This is a genomic window from Enterobacter sp. JBIWA003, from assembly GCF_019968825.1.
Taxonomy (GTDB): Bacteria; Pseudomonadota; Gammaproteobacteria; order Enterobacterales; family Enterobacteriaceae; genus Enterobacter; species Enterobacter quasiroggenkampii.
Map to the genome: position 1 here is coordinate 1,885,698 of NZ_CP074170.1, position 17,223 is coordinate 1,902,920.

Sequence of the window (17,223 nt, forward strand, 5' to 3'; positions counted from 1 at the left end):
CATTATGTTTTTAGTCGACTCACACTGCCATCTTGATGGCCTGGATTATCAATCCCTGCATAAAAACGTGGATGACGTGCTGGAAAAAGCCGCCGCCCGCGATGTGAAATTCTGTCTTGCGGTAGCGACGACGCTGCCGGGCTATCGCACGATGCGCGAGCTGGTGGGCGTTCGCGATAACGTGGTGTTTTCCTGCGGCGTACACCCCCTGAACCAGGATGAAGAATATGACGTTGACGATTTGCGTCGTCTGGCGTCGGAAGAGGGCGTGGTGGCAATGGGCGAGACCGGGCTGGACTATTTCTACACGCCGGAAACCAAACCGCGCCAGCAGGCGTCCTTCCGCAACCATATTCGCATTGGCCGCGAACTGAACAAGCCGGTTATCGTCCACACCCGCGATGCGCGTGCGGATACCCTGGCGATCCTACGGGAAGAAAACGTGACGGATTGCGGTGGCGTACTACACTGTTTCACAGAAGACAGAGAAACGGCGGGTAAACTGCTTGATTTGGGGTTTTATATCTCGTTTTCCGGGATTGTGACGTTCCGTAACGCTGAGCAGCTGCGTGATGCTGCACGTTATGTTCCGCTCGATCGCATTCTGGTAGAGACCGATTCTCCCTATCTGGCACCGGTTCCGCATCGCGGTAAAGAGAACCAGCCCGCGATGACGCGAGATGTGGCTGAGTACATGGCCGTCCTGAAGGGCGTCAGCATCGAAGAGCTGGCCCGCGTGACGACAGAAAACTTCTCCACGCTGTTCCATATTGACCCTGCCCGCCTGCAATCTGTCTGATACACCTGTTTTTTTTAGGCTCGTAATTAATAAATAAACCGAGTAAAGTTCACCGCCTCATTTGGGGCGGTGATGCTGTTTTTAGACACATCCGGACATGCTTTTTGTAAATAACTGAAAGTTTTTCGACCGTCTTAAGCTGAAACGTGATAGCCGTCAAACAAACTCAGAGGGAATTATTTTACTCTGTGTAATAAATAAAGGGCGCTTAGATGTCCTGTCCACGGCACGGTACTCCCCCCGGGCCAATGCGTGAAAGCGTAAAAAAAGCACAAATACTCAGGAGCACTCTCAATTATGTTTAAGAATGCATTTGCTAACCTGCAAAAGGTCGGTAAATCGCTGATGCTGCCAGTATCCGTACTGCCTATCGCAGGTATCCTGCTGGGTGTCGGTTCTGCTAACTTCAGCTGGCTGCCAGCCGTAGTGTCCCATGTGATGGCCGAAGCAGGCGGTTCTGTCTTTGCTAACATGCCACTGATCTTCGCGATCGGTGTGGCTCTGGGCTTCACCAATAACGACGGCGTATCTGCGCTGGCTGCAGTGGTTGCTTACGGCATCATGGTGAAAACCATGGCTGTGGTTGCGCCGCTGGTTCTGCATTTACCGGCAGAAGAGATCGCTGCGAAACACCTGGCAGACACCGGTGTTCTCGGCGGTATCATCTCCGGTGCGATTGCAGCGTATATGTTCAACCGCTTCTATCGCATCAAGCTGCCTGAGTACCTGGGCTTCTTCGCGGGCAAGCGTTTCGTTCCGATCATCTCTGGTCTGGCAGCGATTTTCACTGGCGTGATCCTGTCCTTCATCTGGCCACCAATCGGTTCCGCTATCCAGACCTTCTCTCAGTGGGCTGCTTACCAGAACCCGGTTGTGGCGTTTGGTATCTACGGCTTCATCGAGCGTTGCCTGGTGCCATTTGGTCTGCACCACATCTGGAACGTTCCATTCCAGATGCAGATTGGTGAATTCACCAACGCAGCAGGTCAGGTATTCCACGGCGATATCCCACGTTACATGGCGGGCGACCCAACTGCAGGTAAACTGTCTGGTGGCTTCCTGTTCAAAATGTACGGTCTGCCAGCAGCGGCGATTGCTATCTGGCACTCTGCGAAGCCAGAGAACCGTGCAAAAGTGGGCGGTATCATGATCTCCGCAGCGCTGACCTCGTTCCTGACCGGTATCACCGAGCCGATCGAGTTCTCCTTCATGTTCGTTGCGCCGATCCTGTACGTTATCCATGCTATTCTGGCGGGTCTGGCGTTCCCAATCTGTATTCTGCTGGGTATGCGTGACGGTACGTCCTTCTCTCACGGCCTGATCGACTTCATCGTTCTGTCCGGTAACAGCAGCAAACTGTGGCTGTTCCCAATCGTCGGTGCGTGCTATGCCGTTGTTTACTACACCATCTTCCGCGTGCTGATTAAAGCACTGGACCTGAAAACCCCAGGCCGTGAAGATGCGACAGAAGACAGCAAAGCGGGCGCGACCAGCGAAATGGCTCCTGCACTGGTTGCCGCGTTCGGTGGTAAAGAGAACATCACTAACCTGGACGCGTGTATCACTCGTCTGCGTGTGAGCGTTGCTGACGTCGCGAAAGTAGACCAGCCGGGTCTGAAAAAACTGGGTGCAGCTGGCGTAGTTGTTGCAGGTTCGGGTGTACAGGCAATCTTCGGTACTAAATCCGATAACCTGAAAACCGAAATGGATGAGTACATCCGCAACAACTAAGTTGTGACCCTGGGGAGACTAAGGCAGCCGAATGGCTGCCTTTTTTATTTGTGCTGTTTGTCATCCCCGGCGGCGCTGCGCTTACCGGGCCTACGAAATGCAAATGTAGGCCGGGTAAGGCGTAGCCGCCACCCGGCTTAACACTCAGAAGTCGTAGCTCGCGCTCACCGAGACGTTCAGCGGCGCACCATAAACCACATAAGAGCCGACGTAATCGTAATACTCTTTGTCGAACAGGTTGTTGACGTTCGCCTGAACAGCAAAATCTTTGGTGATCTGATAACGGCTGAACAGGTTAACCAGCCCGTAGCTGCCTTGCTCCGCGCGGGTACGGCCAGCCGGCGCGCCATCCACATCCGTCCACACCTTGTTTTGCCAGTTCACGCCTCCGCCCACGGTCAGTTCCGGCAGCATTGGCAGTTGATAACGGGTGAACAGCTTCATGGTTGTACGCGGCTGATCGGAGCTGACGGCGTTGCCATTCTTATCTTCCGCAATGTAGCGGGTCGCGCCGAAGGTCAGCTGCCAGTTATCGGTCAACGCGCCGTTCAGCTCGAACTCGATCCCTTTGCTCACTACGCCGTCCAGCGATTGGTAAATCGACTCACCGCTCGGCATATAGGTATAGGTATTGCTTGCTACGTTATCCTGCTCAATGCGGAAAATCGCCAGCGAGGTGGTAAGACGGGTATTGAACCAGTCTGCTTTCACACCGGCTTCGTAGCTTTTGCCCGTAGTGGGGTCGAGATAGCGTCCGCTGGCGTCCCGCTTGTCCTGGGGCTGGAAGATAGAGGTATAGCTGACGTAGGTCGACCAGTCTTCATTGATGTCGTAGACCAGGCCCGCGTAGGGCGTCACGTCATCTTTGGTACTTTCCAGACGGGTGTCCGGGGAGCCCGCAGGGTTATAGCGGATGTTATAGTTGGTATAACGTGCGCCGAGGATCAGATGCAGCGGATCGGCCAGCGAGAAGCGGGCGGAGGTATACGCTGAGGACTGGCGAATGTCGTCCTGGCTGTAGAGTTTCCACGGCGTCCACTGCGGGTCGGCAATGTTACCGTTCCAGTTCTTAAAGTTACCCACATCAACCATGCCGTAAACCGCGTCAGGCATTGAGTTGTCGTAATGGTTACGCTGACGACTGAAGCTGCCGCCGAACATCATCTCGTGCTGACGGCCGAAGAGATCGAAATCGCCGCGCAGGAAAGCGTCCACGGCATCCTGTTTCCGTTCGCCACGGTTCCAGCCGCCGTAGCCAACCATGCCTGCACCGGTCTCTTTATCCGGATAGCCGGAAATATACATCAGCTTAGAGTCGAAGTTGGTTTCAGCATGCATGCCGTTAATGTGTGCTTCCCAGCCATTATCGAAACGCTGCGTCAGATTAGCGAAGATGCGGGTGCTGTCTTTATCAGACCTGGCCCAGTCAGGCGCGACGGTCTGGCTGCGATCGTAATGGGTTTTACTCCCGTCACTGTACCAGGTCGGGAGTCCGCCCCAGGTTGGGTCGGCGGTATGGCTTTCCTGATATTCGTATCCCACCGAGAGGGTGGTGCTGTCGGTGACGTCCGCATCCATCACGCCATAGAGGAATTTCTTTCGGTAGTGATAGTTATCCACGAAGCTGTCGTTGTCCTGATAACCTGCGATCATCCGGCCCCGTAGCTTACCTGACTCCACCAGCGGCGCCTGCAGATCCAGCACGTAGCGCTGTTTATCCCAGCTGCCGTAGCTCGCCGAAACATTGCCTTTGAATTCATTGCTGTCCGCATGCTTACGCACCATGTTGACGTACGCTGCCGGGTTGCCCGTACCGGACATCAGGCCGGTTGCACCGCGGACCACTTCTATGCGGTCATAAATCGCCGTATCGGCGGCAGTATCGCCAAAGTTCCACACTTCGCTGATGGAGGTTGGCAGGTCGTCATAGGCGTAATTACTGACGAAAAATCCGCGCGAGTAAAACACGGTACGGTCGCTGTCCTGCACCTGCGCCGTTACGCCCGTGGTGTTGGTTAACACCTGGCCAATGGACTGCAGGTTCTGATCGGCCATGCGCTGCTGGCTAATCACGCTGACGGACTGCGGGATATCGCGGGGAACCAGCAACAGCTTCGTGCCGGTGGTGGTGGTTTTGACGCTGTAATCCCGCTCCTGACTTGCGGAAGGATCCTGCGTTTGGTCAAATCCGCCGTCAACAATAACGGTATCTTCGGCTGTTGATGCAGCGAAAGCGGCGGCTGGCGTCAGTGCCACAGCAATGCAGACTGCCAGCAACGAAGGCGTTGCGACAGCCTGACGTTGCCCATCCCTGGTGTGATGAATGAAAGACATGATTAAACCCTTATGAACGATGAAGAGGGTATGCGTCAGTCCCGCGGACGCGGGCTGGCGTCGTTTTCTATGTTAAAAATGCGCATGAAAATGCAAATGCGAAATATACGCATTGCTATTAATGCTGTAAACAGATGTGTCGACCGGAACTGAAATAATGTTTCAGCCCATTAAGGCCCGCGAGCGGTCACTCTTCACTCAGCTGATGAACATTCGGGAAAGAAATCGAGGGAGGAGGTTGAAAGGACAGGAGAAACTCGCTCATACTCTTGAATTGTGTCACACCCTCATCCAGAGCGTGTGTTAACAGCGGACGCATCGCGCCTGATTAATCAAAAAAGGAATAGGTCATGGCTGAAGAAACGATTTTCAGTAAAATTATCCGTCGCGAAATTCCGTCGGATATCGTCTATCAGGATGAACTGGTAACGGCTTTTCGGGACATTTCACCTCAGGCTCCGACGCACGTCCTTATCATTCCCAATATTCTGATTCCGACCGTAAACGACGTAAAAACCGAGCATGAAGTGGCATTAGGTCGTATGCTGACGGTGGCCGCGAAAATCGCCGAACAGGAAGGGATTGCAGAAGACGGTTACCGTCTGATCATGAACTGCAACCGTCATGGCGGCCAGGAAGTTTATCATATTCACATGCATCTGCTGGGTGGACGTCCTCTGGGGCCGATGCTGGCACATAAAGGTCTTTGACATGCGTAAAGGGCGTATTGCAGCGCTGGTAATGACGATGATGATTGTGGGGTGCAGTTCGCGCCCGGCGATCCCCGTGAACGATGAACAGACGCTGGTGATGGAATCCTCCGTGCTTGCCGCGGGCATCACGGCGCAACAACCCGCGCTGACCATCAGTGAAATCAATTCATCTGCCTCCTCTACGCTCTTTAATGAAAGACACGAACCCGTGACGGTCCACTACCGTTTTTTCTGGTATGACGTAAGAGGTCTCGAAATGCATCCGCTGGAGGCGCCGCGCAGCGTCACCATTCCGGCCAGATCGTCGGTAACGCTCTATGGCAGCGCCAACTATCTGGGTGCGCATAAGGTGAGACTTTATCTTTATCTCTAAGGGGTGAACCTTGATTAAAAACTTGAGCCGCTATGCGCTCGTGACAGCTTTCGCGCTGTTCCTGGCGGGGTGTGTGACCCGAACTGAACAGCCAGCGCCTGTGGAAGAGGCGAAACCGGGCACTGAACAGCCGACACAGCCAACGCAGCCGCAGCCAACCGTGCCGTCCGTACCGTCTATACCGGCACAGCCAGGTCCGATCGAGCATCCGGACCAGACGTCGCAGCCCACGCCGCGCGTGCGCCATTACGACTGGAACGGCGCAATGCAGCCCATGGTCGGCAAAATGCTGCAGGCACAGGGCGTGACGGCAGGTAGCGTGTTGCTGGTTGATAGCGTGAACAACCGTACCAACGGTTCACTGAACGCGGGCGAAGCGACTGAAACGCTGCGCAACGCCCTGGCAAACAACGGTAAGTTTACGCTGGTCTCGGCTCAGCAGCTCGCGGTAGCCAAACAGCAGCTGGGCCTGTCGCCGCAGGATAGCCTCGGCACACGCAGCAAGGCGATCGGCATTGCCCGTAACGTTGGCGCACAGTATGTGCTGTACTCTAGCGCCACCGGTAACGTGAATACACCGGCCCTGCAGATGCAGCTGATGCTGGTTCAGACAGGCGAAATTATCTGGTCAGGTAAAGGTGCGGTTACGCAACAATGACAGCACGCGTGAAGAGATTCTGACGCGCTATTTTCCTCAGTACCGCCTTATCGCGCCGCAGGCCCACTCCGGGCTTGGCGGCGCGAGTTGCATTATAGCGCAGGGCGAACGACGTCTGGTCTTGCGGCAACATCACGACCCCTATGCGCCTGCCTCCCATTTCCGTCGTCAGTTTCGCGCCCTGAGGCGTCTTCCGTCAGATCTCGTGCCTGCCCCCCGTTTTTTCAGAGAGAGCTGGATGGCCGTCGACTATCTGGACGGTGACGTGAAAAGCGCGCTGCCGGACACGCCGGCGCTCGCGGCGATGCTGTATCATCTGCACCGGCAGCCACGTCTGGGATGGCGAATCACGTTATACCCGCTGCTGGAACGCTACTGGCAGCAGGCCGCGCCTGACAGACGCACCCCAGTGTGGCTGGCGCATCTCAAGCGGTTGCGTAAAACGGGCGAGCCGCAGCCGATTCGGCTCTCGCCGCTGCACATGGATGTTCATGCCGGAAATATTGTGCATACGTCAGCGGGCATCAGGCTCATCGACTGGGAATATGCCGGAGATGGCGATGTAGCGCTGGAGCTGACGGCAGTCTGGACGGAGAGTGACGCTGCGCGGCAGGCGCTGATCAGGGACTACGCCGAGGCGGCACATATCAACGCCGACGCGCTGAGGCGTCAGGTTAAACGCTGGCGGCCCTGGGTCGTCATGTTAATGGCTGGCTGGTTTGAAATGCGCTATCAGCAGTCCAGAGACAAACACTTTATTGCGCTGGCAGACGATGCCTGGCGTCAGTTACAAACGAAAGGATAAGAGAGGTGGATGTGGGTCCAGTCATGTTGGATGTAGAAGGGTTTGAACTGGATGCGGAGGAGCGTGAAATTCTGGCGCACCCGCTGGTGGGGGGTCTGATCCTGTTTACCCGCAACTATCACGATCCGGCGCAGCTGCGTGAGCTGGTGCGTCAGATCCGCGCCGCGTCGCGCAATCATCTGGTGGTCGCCGTCGATCAGGAAGGCGGCCGCGTGCAGCGTTTTCGCGAAGGGTTTACCCGCCTGCCGGCGGCCCAGTCTTTTGCCGCGCTGCTCGGCACGGAAGAGGGCGGGAAACTGGCGCAGGAGGCCGGCTGGCTGATGGCCAGCGAAATGATTGCCATGGATATCGACATCAGTTTTGCCCCGGTTCTGGACGTGGGGCATATCAGCGCCGCCATTGGCGAGCGCTCGTACCATGACGATCCGCGCATTGCGCTGGCCATGGCGACCCGGTTCATTGACGGCATGCACGATGCCGGGATGAAAACCACCGGCAAACACTTCCCGGGCCACGGGGCGGTGACGGCGGACTCACACAAAGAGACCCCGCGCGATCCGCGCCCGGAAGCGGAAATTCGCGCCAAAGATATGTCGGTGTTCAGGTCGCTTATCACTGACAACAAGCTGGATGCCATCATGCCTGCGCACGTGATTTACAGCGACGTTGACCCGCGCCCTGCCAGCGGCTCTCCGCACTGGCTGAAAACCGTTCTGCGTCAGGAACTGGGCTTCAATGGCGTGATCTTCTCTGACGATCTGTCGATGGAAGGGGCGGCGATTATGGGCAGCTACGCTGAACGCGGTCAGGCGTCGCTGGATGCAGGTTGCGATATGATCCTGGTCTGCAATAATCGTAAAGGTGCCGTGAGCGTGCTGGATAACCTGTCGCCGATCAATGCAGAGCGTGTTACACAATTGTATCATAAAGGTTCATTTAGCCGTCAGGAGCTGATGGATTCGGCGCGCTGGAAGACGGTCAACGCCCGGCTTGAAGACCTGAATGAGCGCTGGCAGGCACATAAAGCCAGCCTGTAAACCCTCCCGGAAGGCGTAGCGTGGTGAGAAGACGATGATCATCTATTTACACGGTTTTGACTCAAACAGTCCTGGTAATCATGAGAAGGTGCTGCAACTGCAGTTTATCGATCCGGATGTACGGTTGATCAGCTACAGCACGCGCCATCCGAAGCATGATATGCAGCATCTGCTCAAAGAGATGGACAAGATGTTGCAGCTCAACGTCGACGATCGCCCATTGATTTGCGGCGTGGGGTTGGGCGGCTACTGGGCAGAGCGGATTGGCTTCCTGTGTGACATCCGTCAGGTGGTATTCAATCCCAACCTTTTCCCGAACGAAAACATGGAAGGCAAAATCGACCGCCCGGAAGAGTATGTCGATATTGCGACCAAGTGCGTCAGCAATTTTCGTGAGAAAAACCGTGACCGCTGTCTGGTGATCCTGTCGCGTAACGATGAGGCGCTCAACAGCCACCGGGCTGCAGAACTTCTGCATCATTACTATGAAATCGTCTGGGACGAAGAACAGACCCACAAGTTCAAAAACATCTCCCCACACCTGCAGCGTATCAAAGCGTTTAAAACGCTGGGTTAATTCCTTGCCTGCAGGCGTCGAAGCCCGGCCGCGAAAGCGTGCCGGGCTTTCTTTTTGACCAGAATTGTCTACTTTTAAGCCATCAAAACTTGATGCATATCAATTTTGGTATGACCAATGCGCCTGACGTGGTATTCTCAATGCACCTGAATGGTTTCAGTGCTGTAACCTGTTGTTAATTAAGGGTTATTTTTATAACTTTTAATTAACAATTGGTTAATAATTTGAGGGGGTCACGTTGACTACGCCATTGAAAAAGATAGTGATTGTAGGCGGTGGTGCTGGCGGGCTGGAGCTGGCGACACAGTTGGGTAAGAAGCTGGGCCGCGGTAAAAAAGCCAAAATCACGCTGGTGGATCGTAACCACAGCCACCTGTGGAAACCGCTGCTGCATGAAGTGGCGACCGGCTCTCTGGACGAGGGCGTGGACGCGCTCAGCTATCTGGCACACGCGCGCAACCACCATTTCCAGTTTCAGCTGGGCTCGGTGGTGGACATCAACCGTGAAAGCAAAACCATCACTCTGGCAGAACTGCGTGATGAAAAAGGGGAGCTGTTGGTTCCTGAGCGCAAGCTGCCGTATGACACGCTGGTCATGGCGCTCGGCAGTACCTCCAACGACTTCAACACGCCGGGCGTGAAAGAGCACTGTATCTTCCTCGATAACCCGCACCAGGCGCGTCGTTTCCATCAGGAAATGCTGAACCTGTTCCTGAAGTACACCAGCAATATGGGTGCGAACGGTAAGGTAAATATCGCCATTGTCGGCGGCGGTGCGACGGGCGTTGAGCTGTCTGCGGAGCTGCACAATGCGGTGAAACAGCTGCACAGCTACGGTTACAAAGGGTTAACGAATGAAGCGCTGAACGTCACGCTGGTCGAAGCCGGTGAACGCATTCTGCCTGCGCTGCCTCCGCGTATTTCCGGTGCGGCGCACAATGAACTCACCAAGCTGGGCGTGCGGGTGCTGACGCAGACCATGGTGACCAGCGCCGACGAAGGCGGCCTGCACACCAAAGACGGCGAGTATATCAAAGCGGATCTGATGGTCTGGGCGGCCGGTATCAAAGCGCCTGACTTTATGAAAGATATCGGCGGCCTGGAAACCAACCGCATTAACCAGCTGGTCACGGAGCCAACGCTGCAAACCACGCGTGACCCTGAAATCTTTGCTATCGGTGACTGCGCCTCCTGCGCCCGTCCTGAAGGTGGATTCGTGCCGCCGCGTGCGCAGGCCGCACACCAGATGGCAAGCCTGGTCCTGCACAACATTCTGGCGCAGTACAAAGGCAAGCCAATGAAGGCCTATGTCTACAAAGACCATGGTTCTCTGGTGTCTCTGTCAAACTTCTCTACTGTCGGCAGCCTGATGGGTAACCTGATGCGCGGCTCGATGATGGTAGAAGGGCGCATTGCCCGCTTCGTGTATATCTCCCTCTACCGTATGCACCAGATTGCGCTGCACGGCTACTTCAAAACCGGGCTGATGATGCTGGTGGGCAGAATCAACCGCGTGATCCGTCCGCGTCTGAAGCTGCACTAATCTTTCACTCCCTCCGGGCTCTCCGGAGGGAGTTTTTAGCATTTCATGCTGTAGATCACAGATTGAGTGCTTAAGAGTTCTCCTAAATACAATATATCTCCTCTGAACGTCCCTTTTTTGATCCTTTATCTGATTGGCGAAGCCGTGCCTCCATTGCAAAATTGTTACCAATAGCAACAAAGGAGGAAGTCCCGTGAATAAATCAATGTTGGCGGGTATAGGGATTGGCGTCGCGGCTGCGTTAGGTGTGGCTGCCGTTGCCAGTCTCAACGTATTAGATCGCGGCCCGCAGTATGCGCAGGTGGTTTCTGCTACACCGATTAAAGAAACGGTAAAAACGCCTCGTCAGGAGTGCCGTAACGTCTCCGTGACGCATCGTCGTCCGGTGCAGGATGAAAACCGTATCGCCGGTTCTGTTCTGGGCGCGGTAGCGGGTGGCGTGATTGGTCACCAGTTCGGCGGCGGCCGGGGTAAAGATGTGGCGACCGTGGTCGGCGCGCTGGGTGGCGGCTATGCCGGTAACCAGGTGCAGGGCGCGATGCAGGATAACGATACCTACACCACGACTCAGCAACGCTGCAAAACCGTCTATGACAAGTCGGAAAAAATGCTGGGCTATGACGTGACGTACAAAATTGGCGATCAGCAGGGCAAAATCCGCATGGACAAAGACCCTGGCACGCAAATTCCACTGGATGGAAATGGTCAGCTGGTTCTGAATAACAAAGTGTAAAAAAGATGTTCTCTGAATTTAGCTCCTCATGCGCTCAGGCTGAGGAGCTTTTTTTTGTTTTAGATTTTGAGGAGCTCAGGCCACAGCCGCAGCGTGGTTTCGCTAATATTCTGCAGTTTTTCCAGCGTTGCCCCTTCACGGGCGCTGATCGACATCCCCTGCAAAATACAGCTCAGGTATTGTGCCAGCAGTTGGGGGTTGCACTGCGCAGGGATTTCACCGCGCTGCTGGCGCTGTGCCAGAAAGGCGCTCAGCGTCTCCTCCTGCATCGCATGACGCGATTTCACCGTATTGGCAATCTCTTTCGAGGACGCCGCCAGGGTGGCAGAGGTGTTAATCATAAAGCAGCCCGCAGGCGTATCTTTACTGGTGAAGCAGGTCGCGACGGCGGTGAAGTAATCCCGAAGCGCCTGTTCGACGCTTTTCTCTTCACAAAATAGCTGGGCTTCATGTTTCGCTGCAAAACGCGAAATGTATCTGTCCAGCACCGCCCTGAACAGCCCCTCTTTATTGGTAAATTCGGCATACAGCGTCGGCGCTTTGGCTCCGGTAGCTTCTACCAGATCGGAAAGCGAGGTTGCTTCATACCCATGTTGCCAGAAGAGAGTCATGGCCTTATCAAGCGCTGCATCCCTGTCAAACACTTTTGGTCGGCCACGGCTTTTCTTCGCACAACTCGTGACGTCGGTTGTCATGTGCCGTTGGTCCTCTGTTGGTTTGGTGAATAACCATTATAAAAATAAACGCAACCCACCACCAGTGCTGAATGCTTAAAAATATATTAATCATATCTATATGAAAAATAACGACTTTAAAATTAAGTTAATGGTCGTTATAAAATTATGTTGACGCGTGACCTGGATCACATTTATGATTTACCTATCGATCGTTAACTAAATAGATAACGACCTCCAAATTCATCTGCTAAAGGTAAACATCATGAAAAACGTAAAAACCCTCATCGCTGCTGCTGTTCTGAGTTCACTCTCTTTCGCAAGCTTTGCGGCTGTACAAGTACAGTCCACCCCGGTCGATCAGCATAAAGTCGGGACGATCTCTGCGTCTGCCGGTACTAACCTGGGTTCACTGGAAGATCAGCTGGCACAAAAAGCGGAAGAGATGGGTGCTAAATCTTACCGTATCACCTCTGTGACCGGTCCTAACACCCTGCACGGCACCGCCGTCATCTACAAATAAGCCGGGCATAAACCCTCATTTATGCCACTGCAATAAAAAACGCCCTGCTGAGCAGGGCGTTTTTTTATTTATGATTTACATCGATTAGCTGGATTACATCATGATGCCGGGTGACATCGGTCGGCATGCCTGAGCGGGCCTCCATTGCGCGCTCCATCACCACGCTGTTGGTATTCGCATTCGTTTTGAAGCTTACCATTGCGGCATTCAGGTTAATGGGCAGCGTCTGCGGATCGTCGCCAATGTTTTTCGATAGCGGCTGGTGAATTTCGACCAGCCGTACGCCGCCCGGCTCCTCAGAAACCTTAATCGGCGTATTGATGATATTCACTTTGGTACCCGGCGTAACAACGTTAAACAGCGTTTTGATATCGTCATCGCGAAGACGAATACAGCCGGAGCTGACTCGCATGCCGATGCCAAAGTCCGCGTTCGTTCCGTGCAGCAGGTAAACGCCACCGTAGGCCGCCAGGCGGATCGCGTGGTGACCCATCGGGTTATCCGGGCCTGCCGGCACCACGGCCGGAAGATCGATGCCCTGAGCTTTATAACGGGCACGAATATTGGCCGTCGGGGTCCAGGTTGGATTCGCGCGTTTATCCGAGACGGTGGTGACCATCGTCGGCGTCAGGGTGTCGCCGCCCAGCTGACCAATACCAATCGGGTAGACGGTCACCTCATTTTTACCCGGCGGGTAATAGTACAGACGTAGCTCCGCCAGGTTTATCACGATCCCCTCGCGCGGGGCGTCCGGCAGGATCGTCTGTAACGGGATAGTCAACACGCTGCCCGCGCGCGGAACGTACGGGTCGACGCCGGGGTTCGCCTGCAGCAGAGCCAGAAAACCGACGTTATATTTTTTGGCAATGGCTTCCAGCGAACCGCCATTATTTTCAACCACATGAAAGCGGTTTTCACCCACCACCTTGCTGCCGGGCGGAGGAAGGGGCCAGGTATTTGCGCGAGCAGGAAGCGCCACCGCGACGGTGGCTGCCAGCGCAAACAGGGTTAACCAGCGAGTAAAACGCGAAAAGGTCATCATCACCATAATCCATGCAAATTATAAGGTTATTGTTTTATAAGGCGTTAATGATAATTATGGCGAATGGGTGTGTCGGGAAGATCGGGTGAAGTGCAAAGAGTTTGTAAATTGTCCCCCGTTAGCGCTGGGCTAACGGGGGGAAAGGGAGGTCAGGCGATCGCGTTCTCTTCCAGCTGGCGCATAAAGTTACGCACCCAGTCCATGCGGGTTTTGCGCTCCGTCAGCTCTTGGGTAAATTTCAGACGCGTTGGGCCATCCAGACGGAAATGCTGCGGCTGTTTTTGCAGCAGGCCGATGAGCCACATCGGGTTGACGTTGTTTTTCTCCGCGAACTCAATCACGCCGCCTTTTTCGTTGCCTTCAAGCTTGCGAATGCCCAGCTTCTGCGCCTGCTGGCGCAGGCGAGCGATATCCAGCAGATTTCGCGCCGCATCGGGCAGCAGACCAAAGCGGTCGATCAGCTCAACCTTAATCTCTTCCAGCTCGTTTTCCGTCTTCGCACTGGCGATGCGCTTGTAGAACGAGAGTCGGGTATTCACGTCCGGAATAAAATCGTCCGGCAGCAGAGAAGGCATACGCAACTCGACCTCGGTCTGCTGGCTGGTGAGATCTTCCAGCGACGGCTCGCGCCCGGCCTTCAGGGCATCAACCGCGTTTTCCAGCAGTTCCATATAGAGCGAGAAGCCGATGGTCTCCATCGAGCCGCTCTGGTCCTCACCCAGCAGTTCACCGGCACCGCGGATCTCGAGATCGTGCGTGGCCAGTGCGAAGCCTGCACCGAGGTCTTCCAGAGAGGCGATGGCTTCCAGACGCTTTTGCGCGTCGGTGGTCATCGCTTTTGGATGCGGCGTCAGTAGCCAGGCGTAAGCCTGATGGTGCGAACGCCCGACGCGGCCGCGCAGTTGGTGAAGCTGCGCCAGGCCAAAGTGATCCGCACGTTCAATGATGATGGTGTTCGCGGTCGGAATGTCGATCCCGGTTTCGATGATGGTGGTGCACACCAGCACGTTAAAGCGCTGGTGGTGGAAGTCGTTCATCACCCGTTCCAGCTCGCGCTCGCGCATCTGCCCGTGACCGATAGCGATGCGCGCTTCCGGCACCAGCTCCGCCAGCCTGTCGGCCGCTTTCTGGATGTTTTCCACGTCGTTGTACAGGTAATAGACCTGACCCCCGCGCAGCACTTCACGCAGAATGGCCTCACGCACCACCAGATTATCGTACTCGCGGACGAAGGTTTTCACCGCCAGACGGCGCGCCGGCGGCGTGGCGATAATCGACAGATCGCGCATGCCGCTCATCGCCATGTTCAGGGTTCGCGGTATCGGCGTTGCGGTCAGGGTCAGGATATCGACGTCGGCACGCATCGCTTTGATGCGCTCTTTATGACGCACCCCGAAGCGGTGCTCTTCGTCGACGATCAGCAGCCCCAAATCTTTCCACTTCACGTCGCTTTGCAGCAGCTTATGGGTGCCGATCAGAATATCGATCTTGCCTTCGCTGGCCTGCTCCAGGATTTGCGTCTGCTCTTTGGTGCTGCGAAAACGTGACAACATCTCGATGCGTACCGGCCAGTTGGCGAAGCGGTCGCGGAAGTTGTCGAAGTGCTGCTGAGCGAGCAGGGTGGTCGGCACCAGTACCGCCACCTGCTTGTTGTTTTCCACCGCAAGGAAGGCGGCGCGCATCGCCACTTCGGTTTTACCGAAGCCAACGTCGCCGCAGACTAAGCGGTCCATTGCCAGCGGCTGGCACATGTCGCTCAGCACGGCGTTAATAGCCTGAGCCTGATCCGGCGTGGTTTCAAACGGGAAGCTGTCGCAGAACAGCTGATACTGTTCCTTATCATGCTTAAAGGCGAAGCCCTCTTTGGCCGCGCGCTGGGCGTAGATATCCAGCAGCTCGGCGGCCACGTCGCGCACTTTTTCCGCGGCCTTCTGGCGCGCGCGCGCCCAGGCATCGCCGCCCAGCTTGTGCAGCGGCGCGTTCTCTTCGGCCCCGCCCGCGTAGCGGCTGATCAGATGCAGGGACGACACCGGGACATACAGTTTGGCGTCGTTGGCGTAGGTCAGCATCAGGTATTCACCTTTAATGCCGCCCGCCTCCAGCGTGGTCATCCCCTGATAGCGTCCAACGCCATGCTCCAGATGAACAATCGGCTGGCCCGGATGCAGCTCGGCCAGGTTGCGGATCAGCGTGTCCGGGTTGATGGTTCGACGGCTGTCCTGACGACGGCGCGCGACGCGCTCACCCAGCAGGTCGCTTTCGCAAATCAGCGCCAGGTTGTTGAGCGTGTCGATGAACCCATGCTCGGCGGCGCCAATCATCAGGTAACGACCGTTTCCGGTCGCTTCGCTCAGGCGCAGGATGCGCTTCGGCGCCACCTTAATGCGTCCCAGCAGCTCACCTAACGCTTCGCGGCGGCCTTCACTCTCAACGGAGAACACCACCGGGCCGGTAAACGACACCAGGAACTTGCGCAGATTATCCAGCGGGAATTTCTGCTGCGCCTGGACGGCCAGGTCCGGCAGCGTCCGGAAGGCGAGGTTGGTGTTGGCGGCCTTATCGGCAAGCGAATCGGTTTTCAGCTGCATGCGCGGCCAGCGCTTCAGCTCGGCGTTGAGCTCGTCGGTACGCAGCCACAGCGCTTCCGGCGGCAGCAGCGGACGCATCGGGTCAACGCCCCGGTTTTCGAAGCGAGCGCGGGTTTCGCTTTCAAAGCGGCTGGCGCTGGCGTCGATATCCCCGGTGTTAACAATCAGGGTATTCGCCGGGAAGTAGCTGAACAGGGCAGGGAGCGGCTCGCTGAAGAACAGCGGCTGCCAGTATTCGATCCCGGCAGGCAGCGTGCCTTTGCTGACCTGCTGATAAATATGTTCCGCGTCGCGCTTCACCTCGAACTTATCGCGCCACTGGCTGCGGAACAGTTCGATAGCGGTTTTGTCCGTCGGGAACTCATGTGCGGGCAGTAAATTGATGGACTCCACTTCCTCCAGCGTGCGCTGCGTGTCGGCGTCAAAGACGCGCAGGCTGTCGATTTCATCATCGAAAAAGTCCAGACGATACGGCTGGTCGCTGCCCATCGGGTAAAGGTCGAGCAGCGCGCCGCGGGTCGCGTATTCCCCGTGCTCCATGACCTGGTCGACGTGGCGATAGCCGGCACCGTCAAGCTGCGCCCGCAGGGCATCACGGGACAGGCGCTGGCCTTTTTTCATCACCAGCGCGTGACCGTGCAGGTAGCTGTGAGGACAGACGCGCTGCATCAGGGTATTCACCGGCACAATCAGCACGCCGCGCTGCATGGTCGGGAGTTGATAGAGCGTCGACAGGCGCGAGGAGATGATCTCCTGGTGTGGAGAGAAGCTGTCATAGGGCAGCGTTTCCCAGTCGGCCAGGCTGAACACCAGATTATCGGTGAACTGGCGAATTTCATCGTGCAGGCGCAGGGCGTTTTGCATGTCCGGGGCAACCAGGATCACCGGGCCAGGATGACGCTCGGCGATTTCCGCTACCAGCGTGGCGCACGCTGCGCCCGTGAGTTCACCCAGCTGGCGCTGGTCGCCCGCTTTGACAGGCAAGGAATAACGATAGTGTTCAGGCATGGCTATGTCAGAGTCTCTTATGGATATACCAACAGTATTGGGGCATATCACTGATACGCAATGTCTTTATTATCCTCGATCGTTT

General features: G+C 55.9%; 15 protein-coding genes. 11 read left to right on the plus strand and 4 right to left on the minus strand.

What is annotated here, in order from left to right:
- Positions 1 to 4 precede the first annotated feature (4 nt).
- Both KGP25_RS08965 and ptsG read left to right on the plus strand, forming a co-directional pair.
- Positions 5 to 799 carry a metal-dependent hydrolase gene (locus tag KGP25_RS08965; RefSeq protein ID WP_069719447.1) on the plus strand — a complete coding sequence of 265 codons (795 nt, stop codon included), beginning with the start codon at positions 5 to 7 and terminating at the stop codon, positions 797 to 799.
- 297 nt (positions 800 to 1,096) lie between these two features.
- Positions 1,097 to 2,530: a PTS glucose transporter subunit IIBC gene (gene ptsG / locus KGP25_RS08970; RefSeq protein WP_008500788.1), complete on the plus strand. Its 1,434-nt coding sequence runs from the start codon at positions 1,097 to 1,099 to the stop codon at positions 2,528 to 2,530.
- A gap of 144 nt (positions 2,531 to 2,674) precedes the next feature.
- Here ptsG and fhuE read toward each other — a convergent pair whose 3' ends face one another.
- Positions 2,675 to 4,864 carry a ferric-rhodotorulic acid/ferric-coprogen receptor FhuE gene (gene fhuE, locus KGP25_RS08975; protein ID WP_223540283.1) on the minus strand — a complete coding sequence of 730 codons (2,190 nt, stop codon included), beginning with the start codon at positions 4,862 to 4,864 and terminating at the stop codon, positions 2,675 to 2,677.
- A 350-nt stretch (positions 4,865 to 5,214) separates the two neighbouring features.
- On the opposite strand from fhuE, the gene hinT reads away from it, so the two are divergent.
- The 8 genes from hinT to KGP25_RS09015 all read left to right on the plus strand — a co-directional run bounded on the left by hinT (position 5,215) and on the right by KGP25_RS09015 (position 11,303).
- Positions 5,215 to 5,574: a purine nucleoside phosphoramidase gene (hinT, locus tag KGP25_RS08980; RefSeq protein ID WP_008500786.1), complete on the plus strand. Its 360-nt coding sequence runs from the start codon at positions 5,215 to 5,217 to the stop codon at positions 5,572 to 5,574.
- Position 5,575: 1 nt separating this feature from the next.
- Complete coding sequence (locus KGP25_RS08985) at positions 5,576 to 5,950, plus strand: YcfL family protein (protein ID WP_045910208.1); 375 nt, start codon at positions 5,576 to 5,578, stop codon at positions 5,948 to 5,950.
- Between the two features lie 10 nt (positions 5,951 to 5,960).
- The gene (gene lpoB / locus KGP25_RS08990) at positions 5,961 to 6,608 is read left to right on the plus strand and encodes a penicillin-binding protein activator LpoB (RefSeq protein ID WP_223540284.1); all 648 of its coding nucleotides are present in this window, start codon (positions 5,961 to 5,963) and stop codon (positions 6,606 to 6,608) included.
- Complete coding sequence (gene thiK / locus KGP25_RS08995) at positions 6,589 to 7,413, plus strand: thiamine kinase (protein ID WP_223540285.1); 825 nt, start codon at positions 6,589 to 6,591, stop codon at positions 7,411 to 7,413. Before lpoB ends, thiK begins: the two co-directional genes overlap by 20 nt.
- An 11-nt stretch (positions 7,414 to 7,424) precedes the next feature.
- Entirely contained in the window at positions 7,425 to 8,450 is a 1,026-nt protein-coding gene (gene nagZ, locus KGP25_RS09000) for a beta-N-acetylhexosaminidase (RefSeq protein WP_032655375.1), read from the plus strand.
- 34 nt (positions 8,451 to 8,484) lie between these two features.
- Positions 8,485 to 9,027 carry an alpha/beta hydrolase YcfP gene (ycfP, locus tag KGP25_RS09005; RefSeq protein ID WP_129344000.1) on the plus strand — a complete coding sequence of 181 codons (543 nt, stop codon included), beginning with the start codon at positions 8,485 to 8,487 and terminating at the stop codon, positions 9,025 to 9,027.
- Positions 9,028 to 9,265: 238 nt separating this feature from the next.
- On the plus strand, positions 9,266 to 10,570 hold the full coding sequence (locus tag KGP25_RS09010; protein ID WP_008500780.1) for an NAD(P)/FAD-dependent oxidoreductase: 1,305 nt from the start codon (positions 9,266 to 9,268) through the stop codon (positions 10,568 to 10,570).
- A 193-nt stretch (positions 10,571 to 10,763) separates the two neighbouring features.
- Positions 10,764 to 11,303, plus strand: coding sequence for a glycine zipper 2TM domain-containing protein (locus KGP25_RS09015; RefSeq protein ID WP_008500779.1), 540 nt, complete (start codon positions 10,764 to 10,766; stop codon positions 11,301 to 11,303).
- 59 nt (positions 11,304 to 11,362) lie between these two features.
- Here the strand turns inward: KGP25_RS09015 and comR are convergent, their stop codons facing one another.
- Positions 11,363 to 11,998, minus strand: coding sequence for a TetR family copper-responsive transcriptional repressor ComR (comR, locus tag KGP25_RS09020; RefSeq protein ID WP_028015740.1), 636 nt, complete (start codon positions 11,996 to 11,998; stop codon positions 11,363 to 11,365).
- A gap of 244 nt (positions 11,999 to 12,242) precedes the next feature.
- Between comR and bhsA the strand changes: the two genes are divergently transcribed.
- On the plus strand, positions 12,243 to 12,500 hold the full coding sequence (gene bhsA / locus KGP25_RS09025; protein WP_045910210.1) for a multiple stress resistance protein BhsA: 258 nt from the start codon (positions 12,243 to 12,245) through the stop codon (positions 12,498 to 12,500).
- 64 nt (positions 12,501 to 12,564) lie between these two features.
- Here the strand turns inward: bhsA and KGP25_RS09030 are convergent, their stop codons facing one another.
- Together KGP25_RS09030 and mfd are read right to left on the minus strand one after the other, a co-directional pair.
- On the minus strand, positions 12,565 to 13,542 hold the full coding sequence (locus tag KGP25_RS09030; RefSeq protein ID WP_223540286.1) for a L,D-transpeptidase family protein: 978 nt from the start codon (positions 13,540 to 13,542) through the stop codon (positions 12,565 to 12,567).
- 149 nt (positions 13,543 to 13,691) lie between these two features.
- The gene (gene mfd, locus KGP25_RS09035; RefSeq protein WP_223540287.1) at positions 13,692 to 17,138 is read right to left on the minus strand and encodes a transcription-repair coupling factor; all 3,447 of its coding nucleotides are present in this window, start codon (positions 17,136 to 17,138) and stop codon (positions 13,692 to 13,694) included.
- Positions 17,139 to 17,223: the final 85 nt, after the last annotated feature.

Excerpts from the sequence above, each read along its gene's own strand:
- KGP25_RS08965 (WP_069719447.1), top strand. The coding sequence starts at position 5 with ATGTTTTTAGTCGACTCACACTGCCATCTTGATGGCCTGGATTATCAA.
- ptsG (WP_008500788.1), top strand. The coding sequence starts at position 1,097 with ATGTTTAAGAATGCATTTGCTAACCTGCAAAAGGTCGGTAAATCGCTG.
- fhuE (WP_223540283.1), bottom strand. The coding sequence starts at position 4,864 with ATGTCTTTCATTCATCACACCAGGGATGGGCAACGTCAGGCTGTCGCA.
- hinT (WP_008500786.1), top strand. The coding sequence starts at position 5,215 with ATGGCTGAAGAAACGATTTTCAGTAAAATTATCCGTCGCGAAATTCCG.
- KGP25_RS08985 (WP_045910208.1), top strand. The coding sequence starts at position 5,576 with ATGCGTAAAGGGCGTATTGCAGCGCTGGTAATGACGATGATGATTGTG.
- ycfP (WP_129344000.1), top strand. The coding sequence starts at position 8,485 with ATGATCATCTATTTACACGGTTTTGACTCAAACAGTCCTGGTAATCAT.
- comR (WP_028015740.1), bottom strand. The coding sequence starts at position 11,998 with ATGACAACCGACGTCACGAGTTGTGCGAAGAAAAGCCGTGGCCGACCA.
- bhsA (WP_045910210.1), top strand. The coding sequence starts at position 12,243 with ATGAAAAACGTAAAAACCCTCATCGCTGCTGCTGTTCTGAGTTCACTC.
- KGP25_RS09030 (WP_223540286.1), bottom strand. The coding sequence starts at position 13,542 with ATGATGACCTTTTCGCGTTTTACTCGCTGGTTAACCCTGTTTGCGCTG.
- mfd (WP_223540287.1), bottom strand. The coding sequence starts at position 17,138 with ATGCCTGAACACTATCGTTATTCCTTGCCTGTCAAAGCGGGCGACCAG.